Source organism: Mesorhizobium sp. WSM4816, from assembly GCF_055811535.1.
The window spans coordinates 97,948-108,510 of record NZ_JBVVQR010000020.1 but is presented as its reverse complement, the minus strand read 5'-3'; the positions used below and the strand labels follow the sequence as shown (position 1 = coordinate 108,510).

Genomic DNA, 10,563 nt, shown 5'->3' with positions numbered 1-10,563 from the left:
CTGCCGCCGCCGCCGCCGCCGCCGCCGCCGCCAATGCCGCCGCCGCCGCCATTGCCGCCGTCGCCGTCACCATCGCCGTCGCCGTCACCATCGCCGTCGCCGTCACCGTCGCCATCGCCGTCGCCGTCACCATCGCCGTCGCCGCCATTGCCGCCGCCGCCGCTGCCGCCGCCATTGCCGCCGTCACCATCGCCGCCATCGTTCAAGGCGGCGGTGATAAGGGCCGTGGTAACCGGCGGGCACATGTCGATTTGCGCGGCGGAAAGAATGCTGGTGCGGTTGGCTGCAATACAGCAAAGCGCGAAATTGGCTTCAGTGAGAGGTTGGCACTGTGCAGCCGCAAGCCGAGGACGTTGACTCTGCTGTGCGGTGGCCGGTGTGATCATTGCCACCGTGAAGGCAGCGGATGAAAGGAGCAGTATTCTTAGAATCGTGCTTGAGACGTCAGGGTACAGGTGCATTTTCTTCCTCCTTGAGGGAAAAAAAGGCGCTCCCGTCCCCTTGGTTGCGCGAAAGGGTCAATATTACCGACCATCGGTAACACTTTGTTAAGTATGGCAAACAATTTGTTCCTGCGCAATCGCGATTCTCAGGATTGATTTACCAATCCCCATAAGGATTATGGCGACCCACCAAAAGGGGACACTCAGTGATTCGTTCAGCGGCGCTTCTCGCGGCGGCTATTTTGTTGGCCGGCTGCAGCAATCAAACAACCGGAACAGCAACGAAGATGGCCACGCAAGGCTACGCCTTTGCACCGGCCGCCTTCTACAAATTCTGCGCCAGCAATCCGGCGCTCTGCAGCACCCGCGGCAAGGTCAAAGCGGTCGAACTCACGCCGAGGCTGGAAGCGGAACTTGCGAGCGTGAACAAGTCGGTCAATCGCCGCATCAAGGAGAGAGGCGACAGAGACTCCGCAGGCCGAGCCGACGTCTGGGGCTTGCCGACCGGCGAAGGCGATTGCGAGGATTTCGCCATCCTCAAGAAAGCTGAGTTGTTGAAACGCGGGTGGCCCGCATCCGCCATGTTGCTGACCGTTGCGACGCTTGGCGGCGCAGGTCATACGGTCCTGACGGTGCGGACGAACCAGGGCGATCTGGTGCTGGACAACAGGACGGGCGCGATCAGGAATTGGTCACGGACCTCGTACCGTTATTTCGCTCGGCAGTCCCAGTCCGAAAACGGCAAGTGGACGCGGATAAGAACCTGACACCCGTGCCTTGATCGCCCGGCGCCGATTTCACTCGCCGATTCCCCGGGGCGCAAACCAGATCTATCTTCGATCTGGCGTCCTCAGCCCGGCGGTTGGGAGCTACCGTCACCGGCTCTGCGCGATAATGCGTACAGGCAGAGGTCACGGCGGCCTGATCGTGGCCCACGTCAACCTCGATGCGCGGCATCACAGGGCAAGCAATTCAATGCGGAAAGGAATTGCTTTCGACGACCCGCCAAATATCCTTGTTGATTGCGCTGATCGCCTGGATGGAGGCGCTGATCCGCTTCATCTCGGAATCGTCGAGCTCCTCGATCTTCCCATATTTGATTGCATCCTTGCTGTCGAAGATGCGCATTAGTTGCGTGCTCGCGTGCGTTCCCGTTTCGTCGAACGAATAGATGCAGTGGCTGTATTTGTTGCGCAGCTTTCCCTGCCGGGTAAGCTGGCTGGCAATCTCCAGGACCTGGCGTCGGCATTCAACCGGTGTTCCCGCCATCTTCGCCAACCGCTCGACCAGCTCGATCCGTGCACGCGTGGTGTTCAGCGTCAGGAAAATGACGATCGCAGTCTCCTTGTCTACTTTCGCCAGACCCGCAATCAGGTAAATCAGCAAGCTTTCCGTGTTGGTCCATGTGTAGTTCAATTGACCAACAAGCAGTAAAATCTCCTGGAAGCGTGGCATCGACCTGCTCACGTGAGAGTTGAGATCACCGGGCGATCCGCACCGGGGACCATTCCGGCGGCCGCAACCCGTCTGGCATGAAAAAGGGCTGCGGCTTCAGTCCTGTTGTGGGCGCCCAGCTTGTTGATGATGTTGTGCATGTGAATTTTGACGGTGTGTTCGGAAAGGCGAAGTGCGGCCGCTATGGTTTTGTTCTGCAGTCCCTGCGACGCCATCTCCAGGATCTGACTCTCCCGACATGTCAGCTGGCCTGACTCCTCGAGTGCGGCTTGCCGTTTGATGGCGGGCTTCGCTTCCTTCGCGTCGCCATGCGGGATGCCGTTGTTCAGGTACGGCTGGAACATGGCCAAGGGAAAATACTCGCCTCCGCGCAGCATGAGCCTGATCACGGAAAGCCACACATCCAGCTTCAGGTTCATGGGAAGCACGCCGCGCACCACTCGCGACGCAAAGACTTCATCGGGGGAAAGTGGCCTCCTGCCGTCGTCCTGCATCACAGCGGTCATGGCTGCCGGGTGGAAGCGGGCCAGCTGGGCGGAACAGGAATCGATCTCGCTCAGAAACACCGCATCGATCAGAATAAGGGAAACCGAAGGATCGAACGCAGCCCAAGTGGCGGACAGGTCGCGAACGCGCTCAGCCCCGATCCACGGAAATTCCCTTTCGACGGCATGCACCAGGCTATCGGAGATCGTGTCGTCAGGGGCGATGAACAGCAAGGTTCGTCGGGCCCAGGATTCTCTATCGGCTGTATCAGCTCGACCTCGTCCGCTCGCCTCCACCCCATCCACCCCATTCATGGCCCACCTGTCTACTAACACTCACAAAAGGCCGGGAACCCCTAACCCGGACGACACACGTTAACGACTTCCTAACTCAAAAATAGGCGGAAAAATATAGTCCTGACGAGCTAGGCAATTGCTGGGGCAACCCGTGCTGGCAGCGGCGCGGCGCGCAACTGTCCGCGATTCACGATTGCTGCCGACCTAGTCACCGTCCAGGATTTAACCCTTCATGGCGAGCAGTTCGTCCCAAACGGGCTAGCTCCAACTATCAGCTTACAATTTACGGCTGACGGTCACAGACTTCCAATGTTCCGAATTGGGAGCTTGGGGAACATCCAGAGAGTCACGAGAGCAGCGAGCGACCGCACCGTTGGGCGGCGCAGGCGGAAACTCGTGCGCAACCTGGCTGCCTCGCTCCCCCGTCAAAGGGAGGTGACGCCGTACAAACAGACGATGACCGGATCTCCGGCCTTAGTCCCCTAGGCGCAGGCGATCCAAAACCAACCACATGAAAACTTAACGGCCGCGAGCAGCCCAAGACCACGTCAGAATGAATGTGGTTCGGTTGTCGCGGCCCCTAACCGAGGGAACGACAATGACTACTCGCACCAACAATAACACCGGTTGGCAGTTCATCGGCGACGTCGCCGATGCCGAAGCCGATGCAAAATCCGACGCTGACTCCAAGAGCGACGCCAGCGCCGACGCCAAGAGCGACGCCTACGCCGACGCCAAATCCGATGCCGATGCAAAATCCGACGCTGACTCCAAGAGCGACGCTGACTCCACCGGTGTCGGCGTTGGCGTAGGCGTGGGTATCGGAGCTGGCATCGGCATTGGCGACGCTGACGCTACGGCCAATTCGACCAGTAACAACAACAACAACAATAGCAATTCGAGCAGCAACAACAACAGCAACAATAGCAACAACAACAACAACAACTCCAACTCCAACACCAACCACACCGACGTTAAAGCCAGTGTTAGCGCCCACGCGTCGTCGGACGGAAAGTCGGACGACGATTTCGCTGACCTCGACCACGTGGCTGTCGGCCTCGGCGGCGTCATGATGTTCAGCCGCGACGGCGACATCAGCTTCGATCCGGGCGATGACGTCAGCTTCTCGGACGTCCTGAACGGTGCGTTTGCCGGTGCCGGCAATGGCCACAGCGCCACCATCATCAACCAGACCGGCGACATGAAGGACAACGACTATCTCGGCAGCGCGACGGTCAAGAATGATGGCTACTTCGGCAACAAGGGCGACGCCAAGGGTGGCTACGCCAAGTCCGAGGAAGGCATTGATGCCGGCGGCGACGGCGGCCATGCCGGCGATTCGGTCGCTTTGGGCGGCTTCGGCGCCAAGGGCGGCGATGCCGATAGCGGCGACGCCAAGGGCGGCGACGCCAAGGGCGGCGGCGTGGCCGTAAGCGTGCCGATTGTCGTCGGCTCCGCGGACGCCAAGTCCGACGGCGGCAACGCCAATGGCGGCGACGCCGTGCCGATCGCGGTTAGCGGCGACGCCAAGGGCGGCGACGCGACCGGCATAGCAGTCGGCGCAGGCCTCGGCGGTGACGGCAAGGGCGGCTACGGCGACAGCGGCGAAGCCGATGGCGGCGACAGCGGCGACGCCAAGGGCGGCGACGGCGGCGACGGCGTCGGGCTCGGCCTGGGCCTCGGCCTGGGCGTTGGCGTCGGCGGCGACTCCAAGGCCGAAGGCGGCGATGCCGACGCCAAGGGCGGCGACGCTGGTGCGCTTGGCTTTGCCGACGCCAAGGGCGGCGACGGCGGCAACGGCGGCAATGGCGGACGCGGCGGCGACTCGACCGCGGTACCTGTCGCCCTGGCGCTGATGGACGATGCCGAAGCTGGCAGCGACAGCGATGCCTGGTCGTCTAAGGATGACAACGTCGCCGTAGCTATCCCGATCGCCGCGAATGGCGACACCGATGCCGGTAACACCGGCGGCGGTGGCGGCGGTGGCGGCGGTGGCGGCGGCGGCGGCGCGAATGCCGGCAATTTCGCCGATGTCGATGGCGGCGCTGCAACCTCGACTGGCGGCGGCGCAAACTCGACCGGCGGCGCTGGCTCTGGCACTGGCACTGGCTCTGGTTCTGGCTCTGGCGTCGGCGGCGCCGGCGGCAGTGGAACCAGCGGCGCGGGTGGGGCTGGCACGAGCGGCGACGCAACCGGCGGAGCCGGCAGCGGCGGCGCCGGCAGCGGCCTGGCCAGCAACGTCAACACCGGTGGCGCAGCCACCAGCGGTGCGGCCACGAACGGCGACGCGACTGGCGGCGATGCGACTGGCGGCGCTTCGACGGCGACCGGTGGAACGGGCGCGGTTGCTCTCAGCGGCGCTTGGGCTGACGGAGCGGACGGTGGCTATGCCTGGAGCGGCGACGCCACGGGCGGCGCTGGCGGCAACGGCGGCGCAGCGACTGCGACCGGCGGCGCGGCTGGCGCTGGCGGCGACGGCGGCAGCTGGGGGTCGAATATCGGCCACGACCAGCACATTGAAGCCATAAGCCAGGCCAACGCCAATGGCACCATCGACATGAACGGCTTCAACCAGCAGATCGTGATGGGCGCCAACCTGCAAGGCCACTCGGTCGACATGACTGTAGTGGGCGGCAACCTCACCAGCTCGCTGGTAGGCGAAGACGACGCGGCATAACTGGCATGGCAGGTCTCGCAACGGCGGGACCTGCAAAAAGGGACTGCGCGGGGGAAAACCCTGCGCAGTCCTTTGAACCAGAGAAGAGAAGCGCGACCCGGCAAGGGCGCGGATGATCTCGAAAACCGGAGGAAACTTCCGTGTATATGGACAAGATCACCGAGGCGATCAGCCACTTTGTGGGACTCTTTGAAATCACGCTGGAGCAAGCCCGTCTCAGGAAAGCCTATGACGAATTCAAGGCGGCCCAGGCGGTCGAGGAAGAAACGCCGGAGCTTGCCAGTCAAACGGTCAACGTCGACGCAGGATACACTTTGAAGGATTTCGTTCCTTCCATCGAGTATTCGCCAGTTCCACCAAAACTTGTCCTGTCGACACCCTGGTCGGATTTCCAATTCGTTCCTCCAGACATCCCTGCGATCCCGCAGCCGGACGTCGCCTATCCAGGTTTCCTGCTTCCCCAGGAAGCGTACCCGATGGGGAGTGCGCCTTCACGCCTGATCCTGCCCCATATCGAGCCCCCTGGCTCGGTGGCGGTCCTTATCAATCAGGAGGTTCGGCTCTCCGACAACGACTATACAGGCGCTGGCGGACATGGCCTGAAATTCTCTCCCGCAGCAGCGGACCATGCTGCCGAAATGGCGACCTTGCTGGGCGCGGCGGCGGATCTGTCGCCGATCGACGATCTGGAAATGCCGGGTTCGTCCGAGGAGATAGTGGCTGTCATCAAGACAGCCGGCGAACGGCTCAACGGCTATCCGGAGGAAACGGATGGCGAAGCCGATGTTTTCGTCGTCAAGGCAGACGTCATCGAAGGCACTTACGTCAATGGGCAGTCCGTGGACGAAGCGCCCAAGCTCGACGATCACCTCCCGGAGAAGCACCGTCGAGCCGAGGAGGAGGAGGAGGAAGAGGAAGAAGAGCCCGAGCAACCCTCCTACACGCCTGGGTCCGGAAGCATCGACATCGATGTTTCGGTCGAGCTGGAAGCCGGCGGCAATCTCCTCGTCAACAGCGTGGCGATGGCCAACAATTGGCTGCAGTCGCCGGTTTGCGCCGTGATGGGCGACCATGTCGAGCTCAACGCGATCATTCAGATCAACGTCTCGTGCGACAGCGACCTCGTCAGTTCCTCCGTCAACGGTTGGAGCCTGAACGCCACCGATCCGACCCAAGGCTTCAATATCGCGATGTTCAAGCGCATCGATCCGTCGGCGGAAGCTGCGGCGTCGCAGGCCAAGCAGGGTGACTTCCCCAAGCACTGGGTTGTCACCGAGGTCGAAGGCGACCTGCTCATCATGAACTGGATCCAGCAATACACCTTCATGATGGACAATGACGTTTCCGTCCTGTCGTCATCGGGAGTCAAGACGCTGGTGACAGCCGGCGCCAACACGGCGGCCAACGACATTTCGCTGGACGAACTGGGCTTCAATTACGACCTGATCGTCGTCGGCGGAAACATTTATGACGCCAACATCATCCATCAGTTGAACGTGCTCCTGGACAACGACCTGATCGGCGCGGTCGATGGTTTCCAGACAACCGGCGAAGGCGCGGCCTCCACCAGCGACAATCTGCTTTGGAACCAGGCCAACATCGTCAGTTACGGCGCCGGCGATCGCTTCGAGGCGATGTCTGAAGCTTATCGCAAGGCGTGTGAAAGCCTGCAAAACGGCAAAGCTGACCTTTCCGACATACTGAACGATGGCGCATTCGCGGGCATCGGGGCGATTCGCGTGCTCTACATCTCCGGCGACATCCTCAATCTGCAATACATCAAACAGACCACCATTCTTGGCGACAGCGATCAGGTAGCATTGGCCATGAATGCGCTGGCGCATCCGGAGGCGGACTGGACAATTTCAACGGGAACCAACTCGCTGGTCAATTATGCCTACATTGCCGACGTGGATTCCACCGGCAAGACCTATGTCGGCGGCGGCATCTATTCGGACGAGATCCTCATCCAGGCGGAGCTGATTTCCACCGGCCCCGATCTTGGCGGCCAGAATCCCGACGTGCTGGTGAATGAAGCGGTCGCTTTCCTCGATGACGACATGCTGGCGCCGGAAGCCTCTCAAAACGTGGCGTATCCCTCGCTCGTGCCTGAGACCTATTCCGATCCGATGCAAAGCGTTCTCGCGTGATTTTCGAACCGGGGTGGCAGCAATGACCGAAGATCGCGATCAAACCGGGCGCGCTTTCGCCCAGGAACCAGAATGGGATCGGCCGGATGACGGCGGCGAAGCAGTCGGGCGAAGCGCCGCCGAGCCGATCGCACAGACTTGGTTTCGTCACAGCAGGGCGGTCGATCGTTCGGTGGAAAAACTGGACGATGTCGTTGCCGAATTGTGGCGCATAGTGGACGCCCGGCCAACCGAAACGCCAACATCGCTTCGCGACGCGACGCCAGCCAAGGTCACCGAACAGGCCAAGGGCACCGAACAAGCGCGCCCTTCCACCGCGCCTTTACCTGGTGCTAGAAGCGCTCAGCAACGCGAGGTGCAACCACCCTCCCCGCAAGCAAAAGCGCCTTCGGCTCCGCCGTCGGCCACGCCCATTGCTCCAGCCGCAGACAGCATAAGAGGCCCCGACCCCATCCGGCCACCGAGCCCTGGGATCTCCGAGCCGGCTCAGCGTGCCGTATCACCAAAGGAAGAGCCGGCGCGCAAGCCCGAGCCGGAAATGCTGGAACGCAAGACGCCGAACGCACCGAAGGACGCACCTGGCAATCAGGACCAGCCGAGCGCGCGAGTAGGCGAGCCGCCCACTCAGGAGATCCGGCCACCGAGCCCTCGGATTTCCGAACCGGCCCAGCGCGCCGCATCACCAAAGGAAGAGCCGGCGCGCAGGCCCGAGCCGGAAATATTGGAACGCAAGACGCCGAACGCACCGAAGGACGCGCCCGGCAAGCAAGACCAGCCGAGCGCGCGAGGAGGCGAGCCGCCCACGCAGGAGATGCGGCCACCGAGCCCTCGGATTTCCGAGCCGGCCCAGCGCGGCGTATCACCAAAGGAAGAGCCGGCGCGCAAGCCCGAGGAGGAAATGCTGGAACGGAAGATGCCGAACGCGCCGAAGGACGCGCCCGGCAAGCAGGACCAGCCGAGCGCGCGAGTAGGGCCGCCCACGCAGGAGATCCGGCCACCAGGCCCTCGGATCTCCGAGCCGGCCCAGCGCGCCGTACCGCCAAAGGAAGAACCGGCGCGCAAGCCGGAGCCGGAAATATTGGAACGCAAGACGCCCAACGCTCCGAAGGACGCGCCCGGCAAGCAGCACGAGCCGAGCGCGCGAGTAGAGCCGCCCACGCAGGAGATGAAGAACAAGCCGGTTCTGCCCGGCGTGACAATCGAGGGCGACCGCGGTCCCTTGCTTGCCCGGGAAGTGCCTGGCGGCGGCGGCCCGACCGGAACCGGCAAGGGGGGCGGCGGTGGCGGCGGCAATGGCGGCGGCGGCGGCGCATTCCACAAGCGTCTCGGCCCGGTCGATCTCTCGGCAAGCCTCACGGCCGGCCTTCGCGCGGTCAAGAAGAACCTCATCGCAGTGATGATCTTCACGATCGCGACCAACGTGCTGGTGCTGGCGATACCTGTCTACCTCTTCCAGATTTCGGATCGCGTGCTGACGAGCCGCTCGGTCGACACCCTGGTGATGCTGACGATCGTGATCGTCGGCGCAGTCATCCTGCAGTCGGTTTTTGACGCCATCCGGCGCTTCATCCTCATGCGCACAGCGGTCGAGGTCGCCGCCCAACTGGGCGGACCAATCCTCAGCGCAGCCGCCAGGGCTTCACTGCACAGCAATGGGCGCGAATATCAGACGCTGGGGGATCTTCAGCAGCTGCGCACGTTTCTGGTGTCCGCCACGTTGCTGTCTCTTCTCGATGCGCCGATGGCCCCGTTGTTCATGCTGGCGATATTCCTGATCCACCCCGACCTCGGCTTCATCGTCGTGGCGACGGCGCTGCTGCTGCTGGCCATCACGCTCGCCAACCAGCGCGCAACCGCCAAGCCGTTCGGCGAGGCCAACACAAGCCAAACCAAAGCCAACCTCCACGTCGATTCGATGTCGCGCAACTCGCAGATCATCAACGCGCTCGCGATGATCCCGGAAGCCGTGTGGATCTGGGGCAAGGATACCGGCAACTCGCTCAGATGGCAGGTCATAGCCCAGGACCGAAACATAGCCTTTGCTTCTCTTTCCAAGGGCGTCCGGCTGCTGACTCAGGTCATAATGCTCGGCTGGGGCGCCTATCTGGCCATCGAAGGCTCGGTCACCGGCGGCATGGTCATCGCCGCGTCAATCATTGCCGGTCGCGCACTTGGCCCGATCGAGGGTGCGATTGAAGGGTGGAACCAGGTTGTGCAGTCACGCGCCGCCTTTGGCCGCATCAGTGCGCTGCTGAAGGAATCCCCCCTGAACTTCGAACGCCTGAAGCTGCCGCGTCCGGAAGGGCGCCTCGATGTCGAGCGGCTGCTGTTCGTGCCGCAAGGAACCAAACGTGTCGTGCTCAATGGCATCGGCTTTGGGCTGGAGGCCGGAGACTCGCTGGCGATCATCGGCAATTCGGGCGCCGGTAAAACGACCCTGGGCAAAATGCTCGTCGGCTCGATCCTTCCAACTTCGGGAAGCGTGCGGCTCGACCTGATGGACCTGCGGAACTGGGATCAGCGGCAATTTGGTGAAAGCATCGGCTACCTTCCCCAGGACGTGCAGCTTTTCCCGGGGTCGATCAAGGCGAACATCGCCAGAATGCGCGAAGACGTCGACGATGGCGCAATTTACGAAGCCGCCAAGCTGGCCGACGTGCACGAACTGATCGCCTCGCTCCCGCATGGCTACGAGACCTTTGTCGCCGCCGATGGCGCGCCGCTTTCTGGCGGGCAGAAGCAGCGTATCGCTCTGGCGCGCGCCTTTTTCGGCAGCCCGAAACTGGTGGTCCTCGACGAGCCGAATTCGAACCTCGACACCGCTGGCGAGTTGGCTTTGTCGCGCGCTCTACAGCAAGCCAAAGAGCAAAAGATCACGATGGTGACGATCACGCAGCGGCCTGCTTTGCTGCAGACCGTGGATAAGATCCTGGTGCTCGTCAACGGCACCGTGGCTCTTTTCGGGCTGCGTCAGGACGTGCTCCAGGCTTTGGCGGCGCGCGGCATGAGCCTCGATGGCGGCCATTTTGCCAATATTCAGGTCAAATGAGAGAGAG

8 protein-coding genes are annotated in these 10,563 nt (G+C 62.5%); 5 read left to right on the top strand and 3 right to left on the bottom strand.

The genetic code is table 11. The features are described from left to right. Nucleotides 1–410 (top strand): hypothetical protein (locus tag AC0L3H_RS20895; protein ID WP_473586748.1); only part of this gene is annotated, 410 nt, incomplete at its 5' end. A 272-nt stretch (nt 411–682) separates the two neighbouring features. After that, on the top strand, nt 683–1,210 hold the full coding sequence (locus AC0L3H_RS20890; protein ID WP_473586753.1) for a transglutaminase-like cysteine peptidase: 528 nt from the start codon (nt 683–685) through the stop codon (nt 1,208–1,210). A gap of 205 nt (nt 1,211–1,415) precedes the next feature. Here the strand turns inward: AC0L3H_RS20890 and AC0L3H_RS20885 are convergent, their stop codons facing one another. Continuing rightward, nucleotides 1,416–1,898: a hypothetical protein gene (locus AC0L3H_RS20885; RefSeq protein ID WP_027156248.1), complete on the bottom strand. Its 483-nt coding sequence runs from the start codon at nt 1,896–1,898 to the stop codon at nt 1,416–1,418. An 8-nt stretch (nt 1,899–1,906) separates the two neighbouring features. Further along, entirely contained in the window at nt 1,907–2,617 is a 711-nt protein-coding gene (locus tag AC0L3H_RS20880) for a helix-turn-helix transcriptional regulator (RefSeq protein ID WP_473490343.1), read from the bottom strand. A 661-nt stretch (nt 2,618–3,278) separates the two neighbouring features. Here AC0L3H_RS20880 and AC0L3H_RS20875 point away from each other — a divergent pair. Next, the gene (locus AC0L3H_RS20875) at nt 3,279–5,357 is read left to right on the top strand and encodes a hypothetical protein (protein ID WP_473586747.1); all 2,079 of its coding nucleotides are present in this window, start codon (nt 3,279–3,281) and stop codon (nt 5,355–5,357) included. A gap of 146 nt (nt 5,358–5,503) precedes the next feature. Next, the gene (locus AC0L3H_RS20870) at nt 5,504–7,507 is read left to right on the top strand and encodes a type I secretion protein (RefSeq protein ID WP_473586752.1); all 2,004 of its coding nucleotides are present in this window, start codon (nt 5,504–5,506) and stop codon (nt 7,505–7,507) included. Between the two features lie 624 nt (nt 7,508–8,131). Here the strand turns inward: AC0L3H_RS20870 and AC0L3H_RS20865 are convergent. Beyond that, nucleotides 8,132–8,683 (bottom strand): hypothetical protein, encoded by a 552-nt coding sequence (locus AC0L3H_RS20865; RefSeq protein WP_473586754.1) that lies wholly within the window; start codon nt 8,681–8,683, stop codon nt 8,132–8,134. Between AC0L3H_RS20865 and AC0L3H_RS20860 the strand changes: the two genes are divergently transcribed. After that, entirely contained in the window at nt 8,673–10,556 is a 1,884-nt protein-coding gene (locus AC0L3H_RS20860; protein WP_473515827.1) for a type I secretion system permease/ATPase, read from the top strand. The genes AC0L3H_RS20865 and AC0L3H_RS20860 overlap by 11 nt on opposite strands. Nucleotides 10,557–10,563 lie beyond the last annotated feature (7 nt).

Coding starts and splice junctions, on each gene's coding strand:
- AC0L3H_RS20875 (WP_473586747.1), top strand. CDS start 3,279: ATGACTACTCGCACCAACAATAACACCGGTTGGCAGTTCATCGGCGAC.
- AC0L3H_RS20870 (WP_473586752.1), top strand. CDS start 5,504: ATGGACAAGATCACCGAGGCGATCAGCCACTTTGTGGGACTCTTTGAA.
- AC0L3H_RS20860 (WP_473515827.1), top strand. CDS start 8,673: ATGAAGAACAAGCCGGTTCTGCCCGGCGTGACAATCGAGGGCGACCGC.
- AC0L3H_RS20885 (WP_027156248.1), bottom strand. CDS start 1,898: ATGCCACGCTTCCAGGAGATTTTACTGCTTGTTGGTCAATTGAACTAC.